Raw genomic sequence first — 23,662 nt, 5'->3', positions numbered from 1 at the left:
CGCTCCTTTTCTCATGCCTTCATTTCAGCACTTCGGCGGCCCGCTCGCCCACGGCGATGCAGGTCAGGTTGGTGTTGGCCCGGGGGATCATCGGCAGAATGGAGGCGTCGAACACCGACAGGCGGTCGACTCCGTAGACCCGGCCGAAGTCGTCGACCACATCTCCGGCGTCGGGGTCGGGTCCCATCCGGCAGGTGCCCGAGGCGTGGTACCAGGGGAAGCTGAACTGCCGGGCGTATTCGGCCAGGGGGCCGTCGTCATCGCCGGCGAAGGGCGCCTCGTCGAGAACCGCCACCCGCTGGAAGCGCTCGGCCAGCGCCTCATGGGTGGCCAGCCGGTAGCAGAGTCGCAGCCCGGCGGTGAGCTGGGCGATGTCGTCCGGGCTGTCGAGCAGGTTCAGGTCGATCACCGGCGGGTGGTCGGGATCGGGGGAGAGCACCCGCAGCCGGCCCCGAGAGCGGGGGACTTGGATGCCGGCGCAGATGCCCCAGATCAACTCCGAGCCGCACACCTCGGCCAGGGGCTGGTTCTGGCTCAGGTCCCAGTGGTTCATCATGCCTATCTGCATGTCATTGGTGACCGGGCTGGCTGGGGAGCTGTAGCGGATGAGCAGTTGGTGCTGCACCATTTCGGTGGTCACCGCCCCTTCAGGGGGGACCACGAAGATGAACGCTCCGACATGGTCCATGAGGTTGGCGCCGACCCCGGGGAGGTGCACCACAGAGCGGATGCCCATCGCCTCCAGGTCCCGCACCGGGCCGATGCCAGAACGCAAGAGCAGCGCCGGGGAGTTGAGCGCTCCCGCACAGACCACGATGTGACGCCCCCGGACCTGCTCCAGGCTGCTGCCGTCCGGCGAGTAGGCCACCGCGGTGGCCCGATCCCGCTCGATGACGATGTGGTGGGCGTGGGCACTTCCGATGATGTGGAGGTTGGGCCGCCCATCGGCTGGACGGAGATAGGCCATGGCAGTGGACACCCGCACGCCGTCCACCACGTTCTGGGGCGACGGGCCGATGCCCTCCGACACGCCGTCGTTGTGGTCGTCAATCCAGCCCAGCCCGCTGTCTTCGGCGGCGGCCCAAAGCTGCTGCTGGGGGGCGACCAACTCCTCTTTGGCGGTACGGCGAATGGGGATGGGGCCGCCAATTCCGTGGAAATCGCCGCCCAGGGGGTCGTCCTCCAGACGGCGAAAGCACGGGGCCATCGCATCCCAACTCCAGTTGGGGCTGGCCCAGGCGTCGTAGTCGCTGGGCATCCCTCTCAGGGCCACCCCCCCGTTCACCGCCGAGCCCCCGCCCAGCGTCCGGCCCTGGGGGTAGGGGGCGGTGGCGTCGCCGGTGGTGCGGGCCTGGAAGCCCCAGTCCCGCCCGGTGTGGGAGAAGTCCACCGCGCCCAGCCGGTCGGCTTCGGCGTCAGGCTCTATCGGCCCGGCTTCCAACAGCAGCACCGACGTGCTTGGGTTCTCTGTCAGCCGGGCGGCCAGCACCGCGCCGGTGGAGCCCCCGCCGACGATCACGAAGTCGTAGATCATGTGCGGCGAGCGCCTTCTACTGATCGAAAGGCAGGTGGAGCATCGTGATGGCGTTGCCCCGCATGATCTTGTAGATCACCTCGTCGGACAGGTCCTCACACAGTTTCTCGGCGACCTCCTTGGTGTGGGGCCAAGAGCTGTCGTTGTGGGGGTAGTCGGTCTCGAAGGTCACGTTGTCGGCGCCGATGGCCTCGATGTTGGCCAGTCCGAAGCGGTCGTCGAAGAAGCATCCGTACACGTGGTCGGCGAAGTAGGTGCTGGGTCGCTCGGGGATCACCCCCCATACCTCGTTCCAACCCCGGTTTTGCTCCCACACCACGTCGGCCCGCTCCAATATGTAGGGGATCCAGCCGATCTGACCCTCGCTGTAGGCGATCTTGATTTCGGGGTAGCGGATGAACGCCCCGGAGAACAGCCAGTCGGCCAGCGATCCCATGGCGTTGTTGAACGTCAGAGTGGACATCACCGCAGGCGGGGCATCGGCCGAGGTGGATGGCATGCGCGACCCCGACCCGATGTGCATGCACACCACGGTGGCGGTTTCCTCGCAGGCCGCGAAGAACGGCTCCCAGTGCCCGTCGGCGTCGTGGATCGACGGCAGCCCGAGATTGGTGGGCAGCTCGGTGAACGAGACTGCGTGCGCTCCCCGCTCGGCGTTGCGGCGCACTTCGGCGGCGGCCAGCTGGGGGTCCCACAAGGGGATGAGCGGCAGGGGAATCAGCCGGCTGTCGGTGCCCGCGCACCACTCCTCGATCATCCAGTCGTTGTAGGCCTGCACGCACAACAGGGCCAGATCCCTGTCGGATGCCTCCAAGAAGGTTTGGCCGCAGAACCGGGGGAACATCGGGAAGCACATGGCGGCTTCCACGTGGTTGAGATCCATGTCGTCGAGGCGGGCTTTCTGCTGCCAGCAACCGGGGCGGATGTCGTCATAGGTGATCGGCTGGGGACCGAGATCGTCTTTGGGGTAGCCCGACGCTGCGCTTAGCCGGATAAGCGGCTGCTTGAGGTCTTCATAGAGCCAGGAGTCGATCGTTCGCTCGACATCGCTGTCCACCCACTCCGGCATGTGGTTGATAATCGCCCTGTCTTTGAAGAGTTTTTCCCGCACGACCCGGGGCCCGACGTCGGCGTACCTGCGGGGCAGGCGGTCGGTCCACAGGGTGGGCGGCTCCACTATGTGGTCGTCCACCGAGATGATCTTGGGGATTTCCGGCATGGGGCGAGCGTACTTCGCGGTCGGGTGCCCAAGTCCCGCTGGGAGTCTGGGAAACCCACTGGCGTATTGTGGCTCCATGCTGGATCTGATCATCAAGGGCGGCACCGTCGTCGACGGAACTGGATCGCCGGGGTTCGCTGCCGACGTGGGCATCAGCGGTGGGAAGATCACCGCCGTCGGTGCGGTTGACGAGGCCGCAGCCCAGGTTGTGGATGCCGACGGGCTGGTGGTGGCGCCGGGCTTCATCGACGCCCACACCCACTACGACGCCCAGCTTTTCTGGGATCCGCTGGCCTCTCCCTCCAACGAGCACGGGGTGACCACCGTGCTGGGGGGCAACTGCGGGTTCACGCTGGCCCCGCTCAAGGCCGACGACGCCGACTACATCCGCCGGATGATGGCCAAGGTTGAGGGAATGCCTCTGCCCGCCCTGGAGCAGGGCCTGCCGTGGAGCTGGTCAAGCTTTGGCGAGTATCTGGATGCGCTGGACGGTCGCATCGGGGTGAACGCCGGGTTCCTGGTGGGCCACTCGGCGTTGCGCCGCTATGTGATGGGCGCTGAGGGCACCGGGAACGCGGCGTCTCCCGAGCAGGTGGGCGAGATGGTGCGGCTGCTGCACGAGGCGCTGGAGGCCGGAGGTCTGGGGTTCTCGTCGTCGCAGTCCACCACCCACTCCGACGGCAACAACGACCCGGTGCCGTCGTATTTCGCCGACCGCGACGAGATGCTGGCCCTGTGCGACGCGGTGGGCGACCATCCCGGCACGTGGCTGGAGTTCATCATCACCGGCTGCAATGCGTTCTTCAGCGACGAAGAAATCGACTTGATGACCCAGATGTCGGCCCGGGCCCAGCGGCCGCTCAACTGGAATGTCCTATCCCATGCCTCCACGATGATGGACCGCACCCGGCACCAGCTGCGGGCCTCGGATGTGGCCGCCGAGGCCGGAGGGCGCATTGTGGCGTTGTCGATGCCGTCCATCGGCGGGCTGAAGATGAGCTTTGCCAGCTACTGCGCCCTGTACCTGCTGCCCAATTGGGGCGACGTGCTGTATCTGGACCACGACGAGAAGAAGGCCAAGCTGGCCGATCCTGCCGTGCGGCAGTGGCTAGACGAGCAGGCCCGCAGCTCCGAGGGCCCGTTCCAGTTCATCTCCACCTGGGCCAACATGGAGATCGGCGACACCTACGCCCCGGAGAACGCCGGGCTCACTGGGCGAAAGGTGGGCGAAATCGCCGCCGAGCGGGGAGTAGATCCGTTCGACGCCCTGCTCGACATCGTGGTGGCCGACGACCTGCGCACCGCGCTGTGGCCTATGTCATCCGACGACATCGATTTGGCCTGGGAGCAGCGGGCCGAATTGTGGCGCGACCAGCGGGTGCTGGTAGGGGGCTCCGACGCCGGAGCCCACCTCGACCGCATGTGCGGCGCCCGATTCCCCACCGAGATGCTGGCATCTGCGGTGCGCGACCGGGGCCTGCTGTCGCTGGAGGAGTGCGTGCGACTGCTGACCGACGAACCCGCTCAATTGTTCGGGCTCAAGGGCCGCGGCCGCGTGGCCGAGGGCTATTGCGCCGACCTGGTGGTATTCGACCCCGACACCGTGGCGTCTGAGCCCATCGTGGAGCGCACCGACCTGCCCGGAGGCTGCGAGCGCCTCTACGCCGGCGCCGTCGGCGTCGAGCACGTGCTGGTAAACGGCACCGAGATCATCACTGCCGGTGAGCCCACCGGCGCCACCCCCGGCACTCTCCTCCGCTCCGGCCGGGACACCGAAACCGTCCTGCCGTAGGGCAAATCCCGACTGGGGACCAAACAACCCCGACAATTGGGGGGTCGATGAGGCGCGCCTACTGTGGGGGCCATGTTTGATCTGGTGATTCGGGGCGGCACGGTGGTGGACGGGACCGGGGCTGAGCCGGTGGAGGCCGATGTGGCGGTGGCTGGGGGGCGGATCGTCGAGATCGGCAAGGTCGAAGGGTTGGTGTCTCGGACGGTTGATGCCGACGGGCTGGCGGTGGCACCGGGGTTCATCGATCCCCACACCCACTACGACGCCCAGTTGTTCTGGGACCCGGCGGCCACGCCGTCGCCGATGCACGGGGTGACCACCGTGCTGGGAGGCAACTGCGGGTTCTCCCTGGCCCCGGTGAATCCCGACGACGCCCGGTACCTGCAAGAGATGATGGCCATGGTGGAGGGAATGCCCTTACTGGCGCTGGAACAGGGGCTGCCGTGGGACTGGGAGACCTTCGGGGAGTTCTTGGACAGCCTCGATGGCAAGACCGCGGTCAACGCCGGATTCCTGGTGGGCCACTCGGCGCTGCGCCGCTATGTGATGGGATCTGATGCCGATCAGCCCGCTAGCTCTGATCAGCTCGACCGGATGGTGCAGGCACTACACGACGGGCTGGCCGCCGGAGGCATGGGGTTCTCCACGTCTTTGGCCCACACCCATTGGGACGGCGACAACGAACCCGTCCCCAGCCGGTTCTCCTCCACCGAAGAGGTGCTGGCCCTGGCCGGAGCAGTATCCGATCATCCTGGCACCTGGCTGGAGTTCATCACCTCCGGATGCCTCAGCATGTTCAGCGACGAGGAAATCGAGCTCATGAGCCAGATGTCGGCTCGGGCCCAGCGTCCGCTGAATTGGAACGTGCTCACCGTCAGCGCTAACACCCAAGACCGCACCAACCACCAGCTCGGAGCGGCGGACGCTGCCGCCGCGGTGGGCGGGCGCATCGTGGCCCTGTCGATGCCCACCATCGGCGGGTTGAAGCTGTGCTTTGCCACCTACTGCCCGCTGTACAACATGCCGGGGTGGAAGGACACCATGAACCTTCCCCACGAAGAGAAGATGGCCGCGCTGGCCGACCCGGAGACGCGGCGGTGGCTTCACGAGCAGGCCCAGACCGGTAGCGGCGGCTTCTACCACATGGCCCAGTGGGAGAACATGGAGATCGGCACCACTTACTCTCCGGAGAACGACGGGCTCACCGGTCGTCGAGTGGGCGACATTGCCGCCGAGCGGGGGCAGGAGCCGTTCGACACCCTGTGTGACATCGTGCTGGCTGACGATCTGCGCACCGACCTTTGGCCCATCAACGCCGACGATTCGTCGGAGAGTTGGGCTCATCGAACCGAGCATTGGCGGGATCCCCGGGTGATCGTGGGCGGCTCCGACGCCGGGGCCCATCTCGACCGCATGTGCGGCACCCGCTACTTCACCATCATCCTGGGCGACATCGTGCGCACCCGGGGGCTGCTGCCTCTGGAGGAGGCGGTGCGGCTGATGACCGACGTGCCTGCCCGCCTGTTCGGCTTGAAGGATCGGGGCCGGGTGGCCGAGGGCTGGCACGCCGATTTGGTGCTGTTCGATCCAGCCACCGTGGCCTCCGACCCCATTGAGGCCCGCACCGATCTGCCCGGCGACTGCATGCGCCTGTTCGCCGGCGCCCAAGGCGTACACCGGGTGCTGGTGGGCGGCACCGACATCGTGGTCGACGGACAAGTGACCGGATCTACCCCGGGAACTGTGCTGCGCTCCGGTCGCGACACCGAAACCGTATTGCCCTGAGCCCCCATCCGCCCCCGACCGCGCGGGGGTGTACGCAGTCGGGGGCAGAGGCTTGGGGGTGGGGTCAGGCGGCGAAGTGCTCGTCTCTGGCGCGGTAGTGCTCGTCAAGGCCAGTGAGCGCAGGGTGGCGCAGTTCTGAAGGCCGAAATCGGACGGCTCCGCCGATGCTGTAGGCGGGAACGATGCCGTCGTTGATGCCCCTCAGCAAACTGTGCTGGTTGACGCCGAGCATCTGGCACGCCTCGGCCGGGCCGATGAGGTTGTCCACAGGGTGATTCATGTGTCTGCTCCTTTCAGTTGCTTCGCCCCAGCCGCTGAGCACGGCCAGGGCAGAAATGGAGCGGGCATTGTCGCGAGGCAAACTCTCAAATAATTCACACCTAGGCTCACTGAGTGATGAGAATCCGGTGCCAATTTCGCTTCGCCTCCTGTGGATTACCCTGTGGATAACTCTAGACACCTGTGTGACCTGGGAGTTTGAGGCCGAAGTCTGGGCAGCCCGGCGCAGATGAGCCGAGGGCACAGTAGTTTCACAAATTAAGTATATTTTTCTGAGACAAATGGATTCGCCACCCCGCCGGTCACGGGTAGTGGTCAGAATTGGCCGATTACCTCGTCGGCGAAGCGGTCCAAAGTGGCCATTGCGGAGGCCAAATCGGGGTCATGGGTGCTGTAGATCATGCGAGTTGCCCCCAGATCGGCCAAGAAGCGGGCATCGTCGAGGGTGGTGCCGAATCCTTGAAGATCGCAGGCCCCAACCCGCCCCGCATCCGCGGCCCAGAGCTGCACCTCGGCCCACATCTCGGGCCAGGTGTCACGGTTCTGCGAGGCCGAGAAGGCGGGCAGGAATGAGTCACCCCGCTGGCCAGCTCGGCGCAGCGCCGGCGGGGAGTGGCCCCCCACGATGATGGGTACCCCGCCAGGCTGGCGGGGGTGGGTGGTGAGTTGGATGCGGTCGAAGGCGATGGTCGGCCCGGCAAAGCTGGCCACCGGATTGGCCCAAAGCTCCCGCATGACGTCGATGTATTCGTCTGTGCGAGGGCCTCGGTCGGCAAACGAGTAGCCCAGCGCGTCGAATTCGTCGGCCAGCCAACCCGCGCCGATTCCCAGCTCGGCCCGGCCTCCCGACAGCACGTCGATGGTGGCCAGCTGCTTGGCCAGCAGCATCGGATGGCGCTGGGGCAGCACCAGCACCGCAGTGCCGAACCGCAGCGTGTCGGTAACCCCGGCCAGGAAGGCCATCAGAGCCAGAGGCTCAGGGAGCTGGGTGTTTTCGTTGTCCCAGGGGTAGGCCCCCGATTCGGCGTAGGGATACGGCGCCTGCTTGGCCGCGGGGAACACGATGTGATCGGCGAAGAACAGCGAATCGCACCCCACCGCCTCGGCGTGGCGGGCGAATCCGGCCAGAAACTCCGGATCGGCGATCGGTGCCGCCGGCAGCCCTGGGGCCCCGGTCGCAGTGCCGATGAGATAGAGCCCGAACTTCATTCCCGTAGCCTTCCACGCCTAGTCCGCCCCTACCCTGGTAGGGCCATGCCTGCTCCTCCGCCACTCGGTGATTTCATGCCCGGCGCGGGCGATCCCGACGAGCTGTTGGGGGCATTCTGCGACTGGGCCGAGGCGGCGGGGCTGGAGCTGTACCCCCATCAGGAGGAGGCGGTGCTGCGGCTTCTGGCCGGCGACAACGTTGTACTGGCCACCCCCACCGGTTCGGGCAAGTCGCTGGTGGCGCTGGCCGGGGCCTTCGCCGCGCTGGCCCAAGGCCGTCGTTCGGTGTACACCGCGCCGATCAAGGCGCTGGTCAGCGAGAAGTTCTTCGAACTGGTAGCGGCTTTCGGAGCCGAGCGGGTAGGGATGGTCACCGGAGATGCCACCGTGAACGGGGACGCCCCGGTGATCGCCTGCACGGCGGAGATACTGGCGCTGCATGCCCTGCACTCTGGCCATGAGACCGACGCCGACCTGGTGGTGATGGACGAATTCCACTACTACGGAGACCGGGACCGGGGCTGGGCCTGGCAGGTCCCGTTGCTCGAGTTGAGCAGGCCCCAGTTCTTGTTGATGTCGGCCACGTTGGGCGACACCACTGCCCTGCGCCAAGACCTGAGCAAGCGAAATGGCCGGACCACTGCGCTGGTGGCCTCGGCCAAGCGGCCCGTGCCGCTGGATGTGGAGTATCGGGAGACGCCCCTTCACGTGTCCATCGCCGAGTTGCTGGGGGCCGACAAGGCGCCGGTGTACATCGTCCACTTCACCCAGCGGGAGGCCACCGCCCAGGCCCAGAGTCTCACCAGCCTCGACGTGCTGGACCCCGAATCCAAGGCCGCGGTCAAAGAGGCGGTGGGCGGCTTTCGCTTCGACACCCCATTCGGCAAGGATCTGCGCCGCTTCGTGCTGGCCGGGGTGGGAGTACACCACGCCGGGCTGTTGCCCAAGTACCGGCTGCTCGTGGAGAAGCTGGCCCAGCAGGGGCACCTGAAGTTGATCTGCGGCACCGACACTCTGGGCATGGGGGTGAATGTGCCCATCCGCACCGTGCTGTTCACCCGCTTGTACAAGTACGACGGCCGCCGCACCCGGGTGCTGACGGTGCGGGACTTCCAGCAGATCGCGGGGCGAGCCGGGCGAAAGGGCTTCGACGAGGAGGGCAGCGTGTGGGTGCAGGCCCCCGAGCACGTGATCGAAAACCGCCGAGCCGAGGCCAAAGCGGCGTCCGACCCGGTCAAGCGCCGCAAGCTAGTGAAGAAGAAGCCGCCTGAGCACAACTACGCCCACTACGACGGCGACACGCTGGCCCGGCTGTGGCAAGGTCAGCCCGAGACCCTGGCGTCGAGCTTCGCAGTGAGCCACTCCATGATGCTCAACGTGCTCGACCGGCCCGGCGACGGCTGCGCGGCCATGAAGCGCCTGCTCACCGACAACCACGAACCCCGATCCCGCCAGCGGGTCCACATCCGCCGGGCGGTGGGGGTGTTCCGATCGCTGATCGATGCCGAGATCGTTGAGGTGCTAGACGAGCCCGACAATCTAGGCCGTCCAGTTCGGGTGAATCTCGATCTGCAAGACGAGTTCCGGCTGAACCAGCCGCTCGGGCTGTTCGCGGTGGAGGCTCTGGAGGCCCTGGACATGGAGGCGCCCGACTATCACTGGCAGGCGCTGAGCGTGGTGGAGTCGGTGCTCGAGGACCCCACGGTGGTGCTCTTGGCCCAGCGGGACAAGGCCCGCGACGACCTCATGGCTCAGCTGAAGGCCGAACGGGTGCCCTACGAGGAACGCTTGGAGCGGCTGTCGGAAGTCACCTGGCCCCGCCCCGAGGCCGAATTTATCGAGCCGGCCTTCGCGGTGTTCGCCCGCTACCACCCCTGGGTCGGCCACGACCGTCCCAGCCCCAAGTCGGTGGCCCGCGATCTCATGGAGGTCGGCGACACATTCAACCAGTACGTCTCCCGATACGGCATCAAGCGCTCCGAGGGTGCCCTGCTGCGCTATCTGTCCGACTGCTACAAGGCCTTGGTCCAAACCGTCCCCGCCGCCGCCGTTAACGACGCCCTGGCCGGTGTCGCCGCCGAACTAGGCACCCTCCTGCGCACCACTGACTCCAGCCTCCTCGACGAATGGGAAAGCCTGCGCACTGGGTGAGGTTTTGATGCCCTGGATGTCACACTTGAGGCAGTGATCGCCGATCGGATCGTGTGCGTGGATTGCGGGGGGCAGTGCCACCGGCTAACGCACTGGCCCGAGGATGACCCGCCCGTGCCCGGCGACACCGTGGCCTATCGGTGCTCAGACTGCGGCGACCGGTGGGACATGGTGCTGGACCCAGAGGACTTCGACGACTGAGCGGCCTCAGGGCAGCAGCGAGGCGATCCAGGCGTTGAGGCGGGCGGCATGGGCTTTGGTCATCTCAGTGGGCAGGAACATGAAGCCGTGGGGGGAGTCGGGATAGACGGCCAACTCCACCGGTGATTCTGCGGCAGCCAGTCGGACGGCGAAAAAAAGCGAATCGTCCAGGAGATGGTCATAGGTACCCACCGTGACCAGACAGGGGGGCAGGCCGGAAAGGTCGGCGAAGAGCGGCGACACATCGGGATCTCGTCGCTCAGTCTCGGACATACCCGGAGTGAACGACTCGATCATGAATTGAAACCCCGGCGGATCCAACACGTCTGGATTACCGCCGTTGCCGAAGGTGGATGGGGTCCCCCTCAGGTCGTAGCAGCCGAATAGCAGGTTGGCGCCCAGCACACGGTCGATGGCGCTGAGGCGGTCCCGCACCCGCAATAGAGTGACTGCGGCCAGATGCGCCCCAGCTGACCCCCCGCCGATGAGCATCTTGTCGGTGCCCCAGCGCTCGGGGCCGTGCTCCAGCATCCAGGCTGCGGCGGCCTCGCAGTCGTCGGGTCCGGCGGGGTAGGGGTGCTCGGGGGCCAGCCGATAGCCCACCGACAAAACCGCCAGCCCGTGGTTCTTGGCCAGGTTCTCACTGGCCACGTCGGCCATTTGGGGGCGGCCCAGGATCCAACCGCCGCCGTGGATTTGCAGGAACATGGCCCGTGGCTTTTCTGGTTCAAAGAGCCGGATCGGAATGTTCCCGGCTGGTCCGGGAATGGTGGCTTCGACGGCCATTGCCGATGGCTCGGGTTCTAAGGCAATCGCATTCTGGCGCTGGATCCGGGCACGGGCCACCGGGTCTTCGGGGAGATCGCCCTCTTCGCCTCCTGCACTGGGCAAGGCGTCGAAGAGATTTTCCAGCATGGCTTGGGCCTCGACGCGGTATCCATCGATTGTCTCGTCCCAGAGCTTCATTGGTATCTCCTGTCTGCTTTGTCCCGTGTCGTTGGGCAGGGTGAGTTCTTGTTGCTGATCGACTTCAGGGCAGCAGCGAGGCGATCCAGGCGTCGAGGCGGGCGGCATGGGCTTTGGTCATCTCAGTGGGCAGGAACATGAAGCCGTGGGGGGAGTCGGGGTAGACGGCCAATTCGACCGGCGATTCGGCCGCGGCCAACCGAACGGCGAAAAACAGCGAGTCATCGGCCAGATGGTCAAAGGTGCCCACCGACACCAAACAGGGCGGAAGCCCGGACAAGTCGGCAAACAGGGGAGACACGTCGGGGTCGCGCCGTTCGGCCTCGGACATATTGGGGATGAACCCTTCAAGCAGCATTTGCATCACCTTGGGGTTCAATGCGTCAGGCTGGCCGCCGTTTCCAAAGGTGGATGGGGTGCCCCTCAGGTCGTAGCAGCCGAACACCAGGTTGGCGCCGAGCACCCGGTCGATGGCTCCGAGTCGGTCCCGAACCCGCAGCAGGGTGACGGCGGCCAGATGGCCACCGGCCGACTCGCCCCCAATGAGCATCTTGTCGGTGCCCCAGCGCTCGGGGCCGTGTTCCAGCATCCAAGCCGCAGCTGCCTCGCAGTCGTTGGGCCCGGCGGGGTAGGGGTGCTCGGGGGCCAGCCGGTAGTCCACCGACAAGACGGCCAAACCGTGGTGGGTGGCCAAGTGCTCATTGCCGGGATCATTTGCCTGGGGTCGGCCCATCATCCAACCTCCCCCGTGAATGTGCAGGAACATGGCCTTGGGCTCATCGGGCACGAACAGCCGTACCGGAATTTCGCCGGCCGGCCCCGGAATAGCGGTCTGGACGGCCATCGCCGACGGCTCGGGCTCGAAGTCAATCATGAATTGCCGTTGAGCCTGGACTCTGGCCACCGGGTCCTCGATCTCCTCAACGGCTCCGTCTCCGTCGCCGAACGGTAGGTGGTCCAGCATGGCTTGGGCCTCAGCGCGGTAGCTGTCGATTGTTTCGTCCCAGAGCTTCATCGGTATCTCCTGTCTGCTTAGTTTGGGGTCGTCGGGCAGGATGAAATTTGGCTGCTGAGCGGCCTTAGGGCAGTAGTGAGGCGATCCAGGCGTCGAAGCGCTTGGCGTGGGCTTTGGTCATCTCGGAGGGGAAGACCTGGAAGCCGTGGGGGGAGTCAGGGTAGACGGCCAGTTCCACTGGCGACTCGGCTGCGGCCATTCGAACTGCGAGGAAATAGGAGTCGTCGGCCAAGTGGTCAAAGGCGCCGACCGTCACCAGACAGGGGGGCAGACCGGTTAGGTCGGCAAACAGCGGTGACACATCGGGATCGCGTCGCTCGGCCTCGGTCATGTCCGGGATGAACGACTCGAACATGAACTGGAGCCCTTCGGGGTCTAATACGTCAGGGTTGCCGCCGTTGCCGAAGACCGATGGGGTGCCCCTAAAGTCGTACAAGCCGAATACCAGGTTGGCACCCAATACCCGGTCGATGGCGCCGAGGCGGTCACGTACCCGCAGCAGGGTGACGGCGGCCAGATGGCCACCGGCCGACTCGCCGCCGATGAACATCTTGTCGGTGCCCCACCGCTCGGGGCCGTGCTCCAGCATCCAGGCCGCGGCCGCCTCGCAGTCGTCGGGCCCGGCGGGGTAGGGGTGCTCGGGGGCCAGCCGGTAGTCCACCGACAAAACGGCCAGCCCGTGGTGGTTGGCCAGGTGCTCATTGGCCGGATCGCTCATTTGGGGACGGCCGATAATCCAGCCGCCGCCGTGGATGTGCAGGAACATGGCCCTTGGCTCCTCCGGCTCAAAGAGCCGCACCGGAATGTCTCCGGCCGGTCCCGGAATGGTGGACTCGACCGCCATGGGTGACGGCTCGGGTTCGAAGGCAATCATGTTCTGGCGCTGGATCTGGGCTCGGGCCACTGGATCTTCGGGGAGATCGCCTCCGGCTGCGGGAAAGGCCTCCGCAAGAGCTGCCAGCATTTCCCGTGCCTTAGGGCGGTAACTATCGATCGTTTCGTCCCAGAGCTTCATTGGTGTCTCCTGATTGTTTCGTCTCGGCCCATGGGCCGGGGCAGTACTACGTTGCCCCTTTTGTGGGCGATGATGCCATTTTCTATCAGGACGGCCACGCGGTCATACCGACGATCTACGCACAGGGGCCGTGGGACGCCGGTGCCCAGCACGGCGGTGCCGTAGCCGGATTGCTGGCCCGAGCGGTCGAGCAGCTGCCCACCCCGGTGCCGATGCGGGTAGCCCGATTCACCCTGGACATGCTGCGGCGGGTGCCAGTGAAGCCGCTGGCAATCTCCACCGAGGTTCTCCGCACCGGCAAGAGAATCCAGACCGCTCGAGCCGAACTGCACGACGGCGATCTTCTAGTGGCGTCGGCTGTCGCCGTGTTGGTGCGGACCGGTGCGGGCATCGACATGTCGCCCTACCGCCAGCCAGAGGTCCCGCTTCCCCCTCCGCCGGGAAGCTCCGACCAGCCGTCGTCTTTCAACCCCCGGGCGGATATGCCCGAGGGCTTTCCCCATGTGGTGGAATTCGATCGTGTAGTCGGCAGCTTCCGCGGAGGCTCACCCAGCAAGACCTGGGTTCGTCTGTTGGTGCCATTTGTGCGAGGAGAGGAGACATCCCCCTTCGTGCGGTTGATGGCCCTGGCCGACTTCACCAGCGGTTTGGCCGGATTCATACCCTTTGACCAGTTCGTGTCGATCAACCCCGACTTGGCCATCCATGTGCTGCGCTTTCCCACCAGTGAATGGATTTGCGTCGACGCCGAGACCTGGGCCGACGCCGACGGAATCGGGCAATCTCGGGCCCGGCTGTTCGATGAGGCCGGTCTGTGCGCCCTCAGCAACGCCTCGCTCTTCATCGAGGCCCGCAGCAACTATTAGGCATCCTGGGCCAGCAGCGAGGCGATCCAGGCGTCTATTCGCCTCTCATGGGCCTTGTTCATCTCGGTGGGAAACACCACGAACCCGTGGGGGGAGTCGGGGTAGACGGCCAGCTCCACCGGCGATTCGGCTGCTGCCATTCGAACTGCGAGGAAATAGGAGTCGTCGGCGATGTGGTCGAAGGTTCCTGTAGAAATCAGGCAGGGAGGCAGGCCGGAGAGGTCGGCGAACAAAGGCGACAGGTCCGGGTTGCGGCGTTCCGATTCCGAAAGGCCGGGGATGAAGAAGCTGACAGCCTGCTGGAGCCCTTCAGGTGTCAGCACATCGGGTCTGCCGCCGTTTCCGTAAAAGGACGGGGTGCCCCGAAAGTCGTACATCCCGAACACCAGATTGGCGCCGAGCACCCGGTCGACGGCGCCGAGGCGATCTCGGACGCGCAGCAAGGTGACAGCGGAGAGATGACCACCGGCCGACTCGCCTCCTATGAACATCTTCTCTGTGCCCCAAAGCTTGGGGCCGTGCTCCAGCATCCAGGCGGCGGCCGCCTCGCAGTCGTCGGGGCCAGCAGGAAATGGATGCTCAGGGGCCAGCCGGTAATCCACCGAGAGCAGCGCCAGCCCGTGCTGGGTGGCGATATGCACATTGGCCTCTTCCGACATCTTGGGCCGACCGGTGTACCAGCCGCCTCCATGGATGTGCAGAAACATCGCTTTGGGGTTGTCGGGAATGTACAACCGCACCGGAATGTCGCCCGCTGGACCGGGGATCGCGGAATCTTCCGCCATGGGCGACGGCTCAGGCTCGAATTGGATCAGCAGCTCACGCTGAGCCAGAACGTGGTCCATGGGATCGTCGGAGGTGTCCTCCTCGGCTTGGAATTGATCTAGGGGCAGGTTGTCCAGCAGTGCTTTAGCTTCGGCGCGGTAGCTCTCAATTTCCTCGTCCCAGAGCTTCATGTCTCTCCCTCTGATGAGATGGCAACGATAATGCTATGGACCACCGAGGGATTCAATCTCACTGAAGCCCACGGAGTGGCCGCTCCAGTCGTCGGGCTGGCGGATCATCCAGTGGGCGCACTCGGCGGTGTATTCGGGGGTCTTGAGGGTCTCCAGGCCGGCGCCGCCAGTGGCGATCTCGGCCCCCTGGGTGTTGTAGACGTGCCACCACCCTTCGGTGGACACGATGTTGTCCACCCGGAGCACATTGAACGCCACCCCCCCGCCGCCCAGCTCTAGGTGCATTGAGGCATTCCAGCGCTCCATGGCCTGCTTGGATGTGGAGTACAGGGCCAGGTTGGGGCTTATCTCGTTGGCCGACCCGGAGCTCACGCTGAGCACCCGGCCCCGGCCTCGCTCCAGCATCCCCGGCACCAAGCCCTGGCACAGCTGCATCGGGCCCACCACCTGCACCCGGAACGCCCGCTCCCAGCGCGAATAGGGCACGTCGATGATCGGGCCATTGGAGGTGTAGCCCGCATTGTTCACCAAGATGTCGCAGCCCCCAAACCACTCCAGGGTGCGGTCCACGATGCGGGCGGTGTCGTCGGACGACGTCAAATTGGCCTGCACGCTGCGGGCCTCGATGCCCTCATCGCTCAGCGCGGCTACCACCTCAGGCAGAGACCCCGGCAGCAGGGCATCGGGGTCGTCGCTCCCGGTGCGGCCCACCACCACTAGCCGGGCCCCGGCCCGCCCCAGCTGGAAGGCGATCTGTCGGCCGATGCCCCGTGTAGCCCCGGTGACCACGGCGATGGAACCTTCGATTGAGATTGACACGCTCGGACCCTAGTGGATTGGCCTCGCGCCACGACGTTCGGTCAACACGAGCAGGCTGGGCAGGATGATCGCAGCGGCCATCATCGAGAGGATTCCGGTGATGGCAATGAGAATCCCGAGCTGGCTGACCACCAGCAGGGGGGCGAAGGCCAGCACGATGAAGCCCAGGGCAGTAGTGGTGGCCGACCCGAACAGTGCCCCGCCGACGGTGTTGGCGGTCGAAGTCAGTGCCTCAAATACCGGCATGCCTTGCTTCCGATCGTGCAGATAACGGTGGGTGAAGTGGATGGTGTAGTCCACGCCGATCCCGATAGTGAGCGACGTCAACAGCGCGGTCAGCGCGTTGTAGTTGATGCCCAGCACCCACATCAGCCCTAACAGCAGCATGAGCACCACCACGATGGGAGCCACCGTGATCACCCCCAGCAGAGGACGGCGGTGGGCCCGCCAGAAGTACGCCGTGAGAAGGGCGAGGGCGGTGAGAACGGTGATGAACGTGGCGGTGGTCTGGCTGCGAGCCACCGCATTGGTGGCCACCCCCGGGTTGATTTGAGCCCCCGTCACCGTGAAATTGCCGGGAGCGTCATCGGCCCAGAGGTCGCCCGAGGCGTTGTATAGATCTCGGGCGTCGCTGTCGCTCCCGAAATGGGCCTGAATCGGGATGATGGTCACGTCGTTCCCCGATGATTCCGACAGTGAGGCGACCTTCGCAAATTCGTCGGGGGCGGCCACCGACACCATACGGTACAGCTGGGCCAGGTCGTCGGATGATCCCTGGGTGAGCACGGCTCGGGCGTTTGGCACCGTCTCAGCGGCCAGCGATACCAGCGTGACACCGCCCACGCCGACCACATGTTCAGGCTGCTCCAAGTCTGATGGCACCGATCGGCCCGACCCGGGCCCCGGACCCCGCAGCCGGTCTTCCAGCGCCACCAGTGCTTTCGCCGCGGCCGGATCCTCTAGATCGGTGATGACCACTCCTGTGATCGTGGTGCTCAGTCCGCTGACTTCTTCACGGGCTAAGCGGATGTCCTGCACCACCTCGGAATCCTCGGGCAAGAACTCGTCCTCTTTGAACTCGGTGTCCACATTGATCCCACCCGCTACCGCGGCGCCGGCCAGCGCGGCCACAGCCAACAGGGTGAGCTTGGGATGGCGGGCACACCGGGCCACGGTTGGCCCGAGCAGGTGCCGCACGCCGGGCACAGAGTCGATGACTGGCCGGGTTCTCAGGACCCGCCCGCGCTTCTGACGTCGGCGGTCGCCCAGGATCCGAGCCGCGGGCACTAGCGACGTCATGATGAAGAACCCCGCAATAATGCCGATGGACGCCAAGATCCCGAAATCCCGAATCGGGGACATCGGGCTAGCCAGGTTGGTCAAGAAGCTGAGTGCCGTGGTCAGCGCACCCAGTCCGATGGCCGCACCGGTAACGGCCACCGCTCTTCGAGTGGCCTGTTGGGGTTCGGCGTCCAACTCCTCCCGGCGACGGGACACCACTTGAAGGGAGTAGTCCACTGTCAGTCCCACCAACAGCACTGGAACGATGATGCTGATCGGCGTAATGCCGTTGATTTTGTCCAGGCCTTCTGGTCCGAGGTAGCCCGACAGGCCGATTTGCCAGAGCGCAGTGAGGATGACGCCGATGATGGTGATCACGGTGTCGATCGCGGAGCGGAACAGCACCAGTAATACGATCACCATTACCACCAGGGCCATGGGAAACAGGACTGCACCGTCGGCCAGGGCCTGTTGCGCCCCTTCTTGGAACCGGGCCGGGGAGAGGGTGCGAGCGGAGGTACCCGGCCCGTAGTCGCCGGCTTGAATGACGTCGTCGACTGCTAGCAGAGCATCGCTGACTTCCATTTCAGGGTGGTCGATTCGCAGTAGCCGGATCTGTCCGATCCCGGCGCGTTCGCCCAGCAGCAGGTCGAATTGAGCTGCTCGGGGATCGTCTGACGGATCGAGAGCCAACACCCTGGCCACGTCCTCGGTGGTGAGCTGACCGGGGGGTACCTCGGCCAGGCGCACGATCAAGTGGGCATAGCTGAATGCCGGGGATTCGCCGGACTGGGGAACGAATGGGGCAACTTCAGGCTGGGCCAGGGCCATCGACGAACGGGCGATCACTTCTCGGATGGCATCGGGCGAGGTCGCATCGCCCCGAACCACGATCTGGGCACTCACGAAATTGCCTGATGTGGAGAATCGATCCTCCAATTGGTCGATGGCGTAGGCCAGATCGCTTCCGTCGGGCACAAAGGAGGCAATTGCATCGGGTTCCTCAGTGGTCATCGCCACCCCCGGCAGCATTGCTGCGGTGATGAGGGCGATCACCGCGATGGTGCGCCACGGGGAGCGGGTGACCAGGCGGGCGTACCGGTCCAGCATGGGGTGTATCGGCTATCTCGTCAGCCGAGGACTCAACCGGTCCCGGACCGGACCGCTCTGCCCACCGATGCCATAGCCGCCCCCACGATGCCGGCGTTGTTTCTCATCTCGGCGACAGCGACCTCGGTGTCGATGTCCAGCAGCGGTACCCAGAGGTTGAAGTCCTTGCTGATTCCGCCGCCAAGGATGAACAGACCAGGCGAGATAATCCTCTCGAGGTGCTCCAGATATTCCTGCACCCGTCCCGCCCACGTCGGCCAGTCCAAATCATCCCGCTTTCGGACCTTGGCCGCCGTCCACACCTCCACATCGTCGTCATGTCCGGCCAGGTAAAGGTGCCCGAACTCGGTGTTGGGCACCAGGTTCCCGTCTACGAATACCGAGCTTCCGATCCCGGTGCCGAAAGCCGTGAAGCACACCGTCCCCATCTGGCCCACACCGGCACCATGGGTCATCTCCGCCATTCCGGCGGCATCGGCGTCATTGATGATGGTCACGGGGGCGCCGATCCGTCTGCTCATCGTCTCCGCAATATCAACCCCGGCCCACGAGTCGTCCAAATGCGCCACCCACTTGACCGTGCCGCCGACTATCGGAGCGGGAAACGCGCAGCCCACTGGCCCGGTCCACCCGAACGAAGTCACCAGCTCGTAGACCACATCTGCTACTTCGTCGGGAACACCGGGCTTCGGGGTGGGGATACGGAGTCGTTTTTCGAGCAACTTGCCGGTGTCAGTATCCACCGGCGCGGCCTTCATGCCGCTTCCCCCTATGTCGATGCCGAATGCCGTGCTCATTGCCCTCACCCGTTTCCCGCCCGATGAAGGTACCAGCGGCCCTCCCCGGCAGGGGAGTTGAGCGCGGGTTGCGCGAAGCTGGAAAGAACCTGGAATCGGGCAGAGCAAACCGAATCCGGTGACAGAAACAGGGGTTGAGCAATGGCAGAGATGCTGGCTGGAAAAGTGGCGCTGGTGTCGGGCATCGGGCCCGGTCTGGGAATTGAGATCGCCCGGCTTTATGCCCGTGAGGGGGCCGACATTGTGATGGGCGCCCGCCGCACCGAGGTAATGGAGCCGCTGGCCGCCGAGATCGAGGCGATGGGCCGCCGCACGGTGTGGCAGTCCACCGACATCACCGATCCCGCCCAGTGCCAGGCGTTGGCCGATGCCGCGGTGGAGAAGCTGGGGCGGCTCGACGTCTGCGTGAACAACGCCTTCAACGATGGTTTTCCCATTGTCAACGTGGAGAACGCCGACCTCGACCGCTGGCGCAACGTGATTGACGTGAACTTCTTCGGTTCGCTGAACATGACCCGAGCCTGCATTCCCGCCTTGCGGGACTCTGGGGCCGGGCGGGTCATCTTCATCAACACCATGTCCATCCGCATGCGACAAGCCGGCTGGGGGGCCTACAGCAGCTCCAAGGCCGCGCTGGAGAACATCACCAAGATCCTGGCCAAAGAGCTTGGCCCCGACGGCATTCGGGTGAACAGTGTGCTGCCCGGCTACATATTCGCCGACGCGGTGCGCAACTTCCTCCAGGGCCAGGCCGACGCCCGGGGGGTGGACTACCAGGTGGTCTACGACGAGACCGCGGGGGAAACCGCGCTGAAGTACCTTCCCGATGCCGCCGAGATCGCGGGGGCGGCCTTGTTTTTCGCCTCCGATCTCTCTTTGCCCATCACCGGGGCCTCCCTGGACGTCAATGCCGGGCACTGGATCGGCGGGACGTGACCAACGAGCGTCTCATGTCGGTCCTATGAGCGACGGCACCCCCGCAGGAGTTGCCATCGCCGAGGTGCTAGCCGACGCCGGAATCACTCATGTGTTCGGGGTGCCCGGCGGCTACTCCATCAAGGTGTTCGACGGGCTGCGGACGGTGGCAAACCGGGTGCAAAGCGTGAGAGCGGCCCACGAACACCAGGCATCGGTCATGGCCGACATGTACGGCCGGCTCACCGGCCGACCCGGTGTGTTCACTGGCCAGGGTCCGTTTGCCGCCTCGTCCGGCGGGTTCGGGTTGATGGAGGGGTACCTGTCGGGCACTCCCATGCTGGTGCTCACCGAGATGACCGATCATGGCATCCCCCAGCACGCCCCCACCCAGGGCACCACCGGCGATCACGGTTCGGTGGACTTGCCCCGCATCCTGTCGGGGATGACCAAGTACCTGAGCGTGGCCACCACCCCCAACGAGGCGGCGCATGCGGTGGAGCTGGCTATCCACCACGCCACCTCGGGCCGCCCCGGTCCGGCTGCGGTGGTGTTTCGCCTCGATGCCATCTTCCGGCGCACCGACGAGGCCCGCCATCCTCGCCTCTACGGGCGGAACCGGGTGACATTGGCAGCCCCGCCCCGGCCCGACGCATCAGCGGTGGCCGCGTTGGCCGAAATGCTGTCGGAGGCCAAGCGCCCAGTGATCGTGGCCGGAAACGGCATCCATCAAGCCCAGGCCTACGACCAGCTGGACGCCCTGGCTCGCCGGGCTGCCGCGCCGGTGGTGACCACCGCCAAGGCCCGGGGGGTGATTGCCGACGACCACCCGTGGGCCGGCGGGCCGCTCAGCCCGTTCGGCTGGCAGGGGGCGTTCGAGCTGCTGGCCCGAGCTGACGCCGTTGTGGTGCTCGGGTCCCGCCTCAACCCCCACGACACCCTGGTGGAGTCGCCCACTTGGCTCGACGCCAACCGCCAGCGCATTGTCCAGGTGGACATCGAAGCCGCCAACCTGGGGGTGAGCTTCCCGGTGGAGTTGGGCGTTCACGCCGATTTGGGCGCGCTGCTAGCCGAGCTAGTGCCTGCGGTGGGGGTCGATGAGAATCTGGCCAACGACCGATGGACTGATCTGGCCGAGATCAAGTCAAGGGCCGAGGATCTCCCGGTGCTGCACGAGTCGGCCAGCCCAGTGCCGCCCCAGCGGGTGATGCAGGTACTCAACGAGATGTGGCCGATCGACGGTCGGATCACTCTGGACGCAGGCAACAACCGAATCTTCGCCTATCACTTCCTCGCGGCGCGCACCCCCGGGAAGCTCCACTTGCCCGGGGGGCACTTGGGCATGGGCTGGGGCCCGCCCGCCGCGCTGGCCGCCGCCATGGTCCATTCCGGTGAGCGGGTTCTGTCAATCAGCGGGGACGGCGGATTCCTGATGTCGCTGCACAATCTGGCCACTGCGGTGGAGTACGGCCTGCCGGTGACGTTCTTGGTGCTCAACAACCGGATGCTGGGCAACGTCTACGACTTCCAGGGGCCGGAACGGCGCACTGCGGTGGATATTGGCGACCATGACTTTGCCGCGGTGGCTCGAGCCTTCGGCATGGACGGCCACCGGGTGGATGACGACGCCGCGCTGGCCGACGCCCTGGCCTCGTCGCTGGCCGCCGACGGCCCGGTGCTCATCGAGGTGTCCACCGATCCCGACCACTCATCAGATTTGGTGAGGGTCCGCGACTCCCGCTCGCCATGACCGTCACCCTTGAAGCGGAGATCAGCCCGGGGATGAGCACCGCTGATGCGGTGGGGCTGGCCCAGCTTGTGGAGGAGGCCGGGTTTCACCGGCTGGGCATCTCCGACGTGGTGTTTTGGCCCGACTGCTTCATGCTCCAAGCCCTGTGCGCCCAGGCCACCGATCGAATTGCGGTTGGGGCCATGGTCACCAACCCCTATACCCGCCATCCGGTGGTGCTGGCCGGAGCGCTGGCCACCCTTGACGACCTGGCCCCCGGCCGAGCGTTCTGCGGGCTGGGCGTGGGGGCCGGCTTGGAGCCGCTGGGCATCAACTACCCCAAACCGGTGGGCGCCCTTCGCCAGGCAGTGGCTGACATCCGTGCCCTATTGGGTGGGGGAGAGGTAGGCGGCGAGCGGTTGATCCGTCCCGCCGCCCATCCGGTGCCCTTGTCCATCGGCACCCGCAGCCCTCAGGTGATGAGATTGGCCGGCGAAGTGGCCGACATCGCCCTCGTCGGCGGCCGCTTCTTGTCAACCGATCTGTCCGAAACGTACCGGGTTTGGCTGGCCGAGGGAGCGGCTCGGTCCGGGCGCACCTTGGATGACTTCGAGACCGCTCCCCGGCTCACGCTGTGCTGCTCTGAAGACGGCGAACTAGCTCGACGCAGCGTCAAGCGATACGCCGCTCACTATCTGACCATCATTCGACCGCCCGAACTGGACGTGGCCCCCGACCGCATAGCGGCCATCGAGGCTGCTTTGGACCGCAGCCGGGGCTGGTACTTCGACCACAATCGATTCGACGATCCCGCGCTCGATGAGCTGATCGACGACCGGCTGGTGCAGGCATTCACCATCGTCGGCACGCCGGATGAATGTGCCGATCAACTTGGTGCAGTGCTCGACATGGGGTTCACCAGCGCCAGCCTCAATCTGGCCGCCACCGCCCGCTCGAGCGCTGCCGAGGGCCTGGCCGAGACCATCACCAGCTTCGCCCCGGTGGTGGCCTCGCTCTCGGAATAAGGCTAGCCGCCTATCAGTCGGCCGAAGGCCTGGCGGTAGAAGCCCAAGGCGACGCCGCAGGGGTTGGGGTCGCCCTTAATTGCCGCATAGGGCAGCGACGCCCCGGTGAACGCAGCGTCGTTCCAGAACGGATCTCCTGGGTCCACCGGACCCCATGGACCCACATACAGATAGGGCTCAGGGTGGGCCGCGTCTCCGGGCGATGCCCCGTAGGTGGCCCGGGTGACCCGCTCGGACTCGGCATCGCCGATCTCCACTGCAACGTCGAAGTGGCCGGGCCACAGCTGCACTCGGCTGGGATCGGGTGCACCTGGAGTGCAGCGCAGTTCCTCCAGCGCCGCGGTGGCCATCCCGAACCAGTCGGTGATGAACGCCACCAATTCCCCGTCCACCGTCAGCGGGCGGTCGAGATCGCCCAATGCCACGGTGTCGTGCTCGGCCTGGTCGCTGGTGGCTTCCACCCCCAGGAACTGGGCCGCCGCACCCAGCGTGGTGATTTCCTCGGCGTCCACCTTGTCGCCATGTTGCCTCACCAACATGCGCCCTTCCACTCTCACCTGGGTGTCATCGCCGAAGAACGGGGTGCCGAAGCCGCCCAGAGTCCAGCGCAGGCCGAACTTCCCGTTGGCCGCCTTGCGGGTGTTGGACACCACTCCGTAGGCCAGCCGGTGGAGGTCGTCGCGCCGCACCGGATAGTGGTCAGGCACTCCCAGCAGCCGCCGGTAGTTGGCCAGCCATCGGGGCTGGCAGAAATCAGCCACCGTCTCGTCGGCGCTGGCCAGATCGGCCCAAAGGATGTCGCCCGCGCTGGTTGGGGTCACCACCCTGGCAGTCGCTTGGTCGTCGCTGCCCACTGCGACGGGGTCGTCGGCAAACCAGGGTCCGGTAGCGACGGCGGGTGGAGACGGCTCAAGCACTCTGGCGGTTAGACCGTCGCCCACAATGGCATCGGCCTCGGCTTGTGGGTTTCGGTATCGGGGTGCCATGGTGCCTCACTG

Annotated in this window: 20 protein-coding genes; 8 read left to right on the top strand and 12 right to left on the bottom strand. The window is 65.8% G+C overall.

Annotated elements, in window-relative coordinates; translation table 11 throughout:
- Nucleotides 1-19: 19 nt before the first annotated feature.
- Nucleotides 20-1,534 carry a GMC family oxidoreductase gene (locus ACOGXH_RS12590; protein WP_419929436.1) on the bottom strand — a complete coding sequence of 505 codons (1,515 nt, stop codon included), beginning with the start codon at nucleotides 1,532-1,534 and terminating at the stop codon, nucleotides 20-22.
- A 16-nt stretch (nucleotides 1,535-1,550) separates the two neighbouring features.
- Complete coding sequence (locus ACOGXH_RS12585) at nucleotides 1,551-2,753, bottom strand: amidohydrolase family protein (RefSeq protein WP_419929435.1); 1,203 nt, start codon at nucleotides 2,751-2,753, stop codon at nucleotides 1,551-1,553.
- Between the two features lie 76 nt (nucleotides 2,754-2,829).
- On the opposite strand from ACOGXH_RS12585, the gene ACOGXH_RS12580 reads away from it, so the two are divergent.
- Together ACOGXH_RS12580 and ACOGXH_RS12575 are read left to right on the top strand one after the other, a co-directional pair.
- The gene (locus ACOGXH_RS12580) at nucleotides 2,830-4,545 is read left to right on the top strand and encodes an N-acyl-D-amino-acid deacylase family protein (RefSeq protein ID WP_419929434.1); all 1,716 of its coding nucleotides are present in this window, start codon (nucleotides 2,830-2,832) and stop codon (nucleotides 4,543-4,545) included.
- Between the two features lie 72 nt (nucleotides 4,546-4,617).
- A complete protein-coding gene (locus tag ACOGXH_RS12575; protein ID WP_419929433.1) occupies nucleotides 4,618-6,330 on the top strand; it encodes an N-acyl-D-amino-acid deacylase family protein in 1,713 nt (570 codons plus the stop codon).
- 64 nt (nucleotides 6,331-6,394) lie between these two features.
- On the opposite strand, the gene ACOGXH_RS12570 is transcribed toward ACOGXH_RS12575, so the two are convergent.
- Together ACOGXH_RS12570 and ACOGXH_RS12565 are read right to left on the bottom strand one after the other, a co-directional pair.
- Complete coding sequence (locus tag ACOGXH_RS12570) at nucleotides 6,395-6,610, bottom strand: helix-turn-helix domain-containing protein (RefSeq protein WP_419929432.1); 216 nt, start codon at nucleotides 6,608-6,610, stop codon at nucleotides 6,395-6,397.
- 314 nt (nucleotides 6,611-6,924) lie between these two features.
- Complete coding sequence (locus ACOGXH_RS12565; protein WP_419929431.1) at nucleotides 6,925-7,818, bottom strand: LLM class F420-dependent oxidoreductase; 894 nt, start codon at nucleotides 7,816-7,818, stop codon at nucleotides 6,925-6,927.
- A 45-nt stretch (nucleotides 7,819-7,863) separates the two neighbouring features.
- On the opposite strand from ACOGXH_RS12565, the gene ACOGXH_RS12560 reads away from it, so the two are divergent.
- Nucleotides 7,864-9,969 carry a DEAD/DEAH box helicase gene (locus ACOGXH_RS12560; RefSeq protein WP_419929430.1) on the top strand — a complete coding sequence of 702 codons (2,106 nt, stop codon included), beginning with the start codon at nucleotides 7,864-7,866 and terminating at the stop codon, nucleotides 9,967-9,969.
- A gap of 33 nt (nucleotides 9,970-10,002) precedes the next feature.
- Nucleotides 10,003-10,170, top strand: a complete 168-nt coding sequence (locus ACOGXH_RS12555) for a hypothetical protein (RefSeq protein ID WP_419929429.1) — start codon at nucleotides 10,003-10,005, stop codon at nucleotides 10,168-10,170.
- 6 nt (nucleotides 10,171-10,176) lie between these two features.
- Here the strand turns inward: ACOGXH_RS12555 and ACOGXH_RS12550 are convergent, their stop codons facing one another.
- The 3 genes from ACOGXH_RS12550 to ACOGXH_RS12540 all read right to left on the bottom strand — a co-directional run bounded on the left by ACOGXH_RS12550 (nucleotide 10,177) and on the right by ACOGXH_RS12540 (nucleotide 13,115).
- Entirely contained in the window at nucleotides 10,177-11,136 is a 960-nt protein-coding gene (locus ACOGXH_RS12550; RefSeq protein WP_419929428.1) for an alpha/beta hydrolase, read from the bottom strand.
- A gap of 64 nt (nucleotides 11,137-11,200) precedes the next feature.
- Nucleotides 11,201-12,151, bottom strand: a complete 951-nt coding sequence (locus ACOGXH_RS12545; RefSeq protein WP_419929427.1) for an alpha/beta hydrolase — start codon at nucleotides 12,149-12,151, stop codon at nucleotides 11,201-11,203.
- A gap of 64 nt (nucleotides 12,152-12,215) precedes the next feature.
- Nucleotides 12,216-13,115 (bottom strand): alpha/beta hydrolase, encoded by a 900-nt coding sequence (locus ACOGXH_RS12540; protein WP_419929426.1) that lies wholly within the window; start codon nucleotides 13,113-13,115, stop codon nucleotides 12,216-12,218.
- A gap of 113 nt (nucleotides 13,116-13,228) precedes the next feature.
- On the opposite strand from ACOGXH_RS12540, the gene ACOGXH_RS12535 reads away from it, so the two are divergent.
- The gene (locus ACOGXH_RS12535) at nucleotides 13,229-14,032 is read left to right on the top strand and encodes a thioesterase family protein (RefSeq protein WP_419929425.1); all 804 of its coding nucleotides are present in this window, start codon (nucleotides 13,229-13,231) and stop codon (nucleotides 14,030-14,032) included.
- Here ACOGXH_RS12535 and ACOGXH_RS12530 read toward each other — a convergent pair.
- Genes ACOGXH_RS12530 through ppgK form a run of 4 tightly spaced genes read right to left on the bottom strand, consistent with a single transcriptional unit; the run spans nucleotide 14,029 to nucleotide 18,995 of the window.
- The gene (locus ACOGXH_RS12530) at nucleotides 14,029-14,988 is read right to left on the bottom strand and encodes an alpha/beta hydrolase (protein ID WP_419929424.1); all 960 of its coding nucleotides are present in this window, start codon (nucleotides 14,986-14,988) and stop codon (nucleotides 14,029-14,031) included. The two genes, ACOGXH_RS12535 and ACOGXH_RS12530, sit on opposite strands and share 4 nt — an antisense overlap.
- A gap of 33 nt (nucleotides 14,989-15,021) precedes the next feature.
- Nucleotides 15,022-15,807, bottom strand: coding sequence for an SDR family NAD(P)-dependent oxidoreductase (locus ACOGXH_RS12525; RefSeq protein WP_419929423.1), 786 nt, complete (start codon nucleotides 15,805-15,807; stop codon nucleotides 15,022-15,024).
- A 9-nt stretch (nucleotides 15,808-15,816) separates the two neighbouring features.
- Nucleotides 15,817-18,198 (bottom strand): efflux RND transporter permease subunit, encoded by a 2,382-nt coding sequence (locus ACOGXH_RS12520; RefSeq protein ID WP_419929422.1) that lies wholly within the window; start codon nucleotides 18,196-18,198, stop codon nucleotides 15,817-15,819.
- 32 nt (nucleotides 18,199-18,230) lie between these two features.
- Entirely contained in the window at nucleotides 18,231-18,995 is a 765-nt protein-coding gene (gene ppgK, locus ACOGXH_RS12515) for a polyphosphate--glucose phosphotransferase (protein WP_419929421.1), read from the bottom strand.
- 141 nt (nucleotides 18,996-19,136) lie between these two features.
- Between ppgK and ACOGXH_RS12510 the strand changes: the two genes are divergently transcribed.
- The 3 genes from ACOGXH_RS12510 to ACOGXH_RS12500 are packed head-to-tail and all read left to right on the top strand — an operon-like array spanning nucleotide 19,137 to nucleotide 22,664.
- A complete protein-coding gene (locus ACOGXH_RS12510) occupies nucleotides 19,137-19,931 on the top strand; it encodes an SDR family NAD(P)-dependent oxidoreductase (protein ID WP_419929420.1) in 795 nt (264 codons plus the stop codon).
- 25 nt (nucleotides 19,932-19,956) lie between these two features.
- On the top strand, nucleotides 19,957-21,660 hold the full coding sequence (locus ACOGXH_RS12505) for a thiamine pyrophosphate-binding protein (protein WP_419929419.1): 1,704 nt from the start codon (nucleotides 19,957-19,959) through the stop codon (nucleotides 21,658-21,660).
- The gene (locus ACOGXH_RS12500) at nucleotides 21,657-22,664 is read left to right on the top strand and encodes an LLM class flavin-dependent oxidoreductase (RefSeq protein ID WP_419929418.1); all 1,008 of its coding nucleotides are present in this window, start codon (nucleotides 21,657-21,659) and stop codon (nucleotides 22,662-22,664) included. The genes ACOGXH_RS12505 and ACOGXH_RS12500 overlap by 4 nt, the downstream gene beginning before the upstream one ends.
- Nucleotides 22,665-22,666: 2 nt before the next feature.
- On the opposite strand, the gene ACOGXH_RS12495 is transcribed toward ACOGXH_RS12500, so the two are convergent.
- The gene (locus tag ACOGXH_RS12495; protein ID WP_419929417.1) at nucleotides 22,667-23,650 is read right to left on the bottom strand and encodes a hypothetical protein; all 984 of its coding nucleotides are present in this window, start codon (nucleotides 23,648-23,650) and stop codon (nucleotides 22,667-22,669) included.
- Nucleotides 23,651-23,662 lie beyond the last annotated feature (12 nt).

This window comes from Candidatus Poriferisocius sp., assembly GCF_965208355.1.
In the GTDB taxonomy this organism is placed as follows: domain Bacteria; phylum Actinomycetota; class Acidimicrobiia; order Acidimicrobiales; family Bin134; genus Poriferisocius.
Note: the sequence above shows the minus strand (reverse complement) of the source record. Positions and strands in the feature narration are given on the sequence as shown.

What these genes read in the sequence shown, in the direction of transcription:
- ACOGXH_RS12590 (WP_419929436.1), bottom strand. Translation starts at nt 1,534, where the DNA reads ATGATCTACGACTTCGTGATCGTCGGCGGGGGCTCCACCGGCGCGGTG.
- ACOGXH_RS12585 (WP_419929435.1), bottom strand. Translation starts at nt 2,753, where the DNA reads ATGCCGGAAATCCCCAAGATCATCTCGGTGGACGACCACATAGTGGAG.
- ACOGXH_RS12580 (WP_419929434.1), top strand. Translation starts at nt 2,830, where the DNA reads ATGCTGGATCTGATCATCAAGGGCGGCACCGTCGTCGACGGAACTGGA.
- ACOGXH_RS12575 (WP_419929433.1), top strand. Translation starts at nt 4,618, where the DNA reads ATGTTTGATCTGGTGATTCGGGGCGGCACGGTGGTGGACGGGACCGGG.
- ACOGXH_RS12570 (WP_419929432.1), bottom strand. Translation starts at nt 6,610, where the DNA reads ATGAATCACCCTGTGGACAACCTCATCGGCCCGGCCGAGGCGTGCCAG.
- ACOGXH_RS12565 (WP_419929431.1), bottom strand. Translation starts at nt 7,818, where the DNA reads ATGAAGTTCGGGCTCTATCTCATCGGCACTGCGACCGGGGCCCCAGGG.
- ACOGXH_RS12560 (WP_419929430.1), top strand. Translation starts at nt 7,864, where the DNA reads ATGCCTGCTCCTCCGCCACTCGGTGATTTCATGCCCGGCGCGGGCGAT.
- ACOGXH_RS12550 (WP_419929428.1), bottom strand. Translation starts at nt 11,136, where the DNA reads ATGAAGCTCTGGGACGAGACAATCGATGGATACCGCGTCGAGGCCCAA.
- ACOGXH_RS12545 (WP_419929427.1), bottom strand. Translation starts at nt 12,151, where the DNA reads ATGAAGCTCTGGGACGAAACAATCGACAGCTACCGCGCTGAGGCCCAA.
- ACOGXH_RS12540 (WP_419929426.1), bottom strand. Translation starts at nt 13,115, where the DNA reads ATGCTGGCAGCTCTTGCGGAGGCCTTTCCCGCAGCCGGAGGCGATCTC.
- ACOGXH_RS12530 (WP_419929424.1), bottom strand. Translation starts at nt 14,988, where the DNA reads ATGAAGCTCTGGGACGAGGAAATTGAGAGCTACCGCGCCGAAGCTAAA.
- ACOGXH_RS12520 (WP_419929422.1), bottom strand. Translation starts at nt 18,198, where the DNA reads ATGCTGGACCGGTACGCCCGCCTGGTCACCCGCTCCCCGTGGCGCACC.
- ppgK (WP_419929421.1), bottom strand. Translation starts at nt 18,995, where the DNA reads ATGAGCACGGCATTCGGCATCGACATAGGGGGAAGCGGCATGAAGGCC.
- ACOGXH_RS12510 (WP_419929420.1), top strand. Translation starts at nt 19,137, where the DNA reads ATGGCAGAGATGCTGGCTGGAAAAGTGGCGCTGGTGTCGGGCATCGGG.
- ACOGXH_RS12505 (WP_419929419.1), top strand. Translation starts at nt 19,957, where the DNA reads ATGAGCGACGGCACCCCCGCAGGAGTTGCCATCGCCGAGGTGCTAGCC.
- ACOGXH_RS12500 (WP_419929418.1), top strand. Translation starts at nt 21,657, where the DNA reads ATGACCGTCACCCTTGAAGCGGAGATCAGCCCGGGGATGAGCACCGCT.
- ACOGXH_RS12495 (WP_419929417.1), bottom strand. Translation starts at nt 23,650, where the DNA reads ATGGCACCCCGATACCGAAACCCACAAGCCGAGGCCGATGCCATTGTG.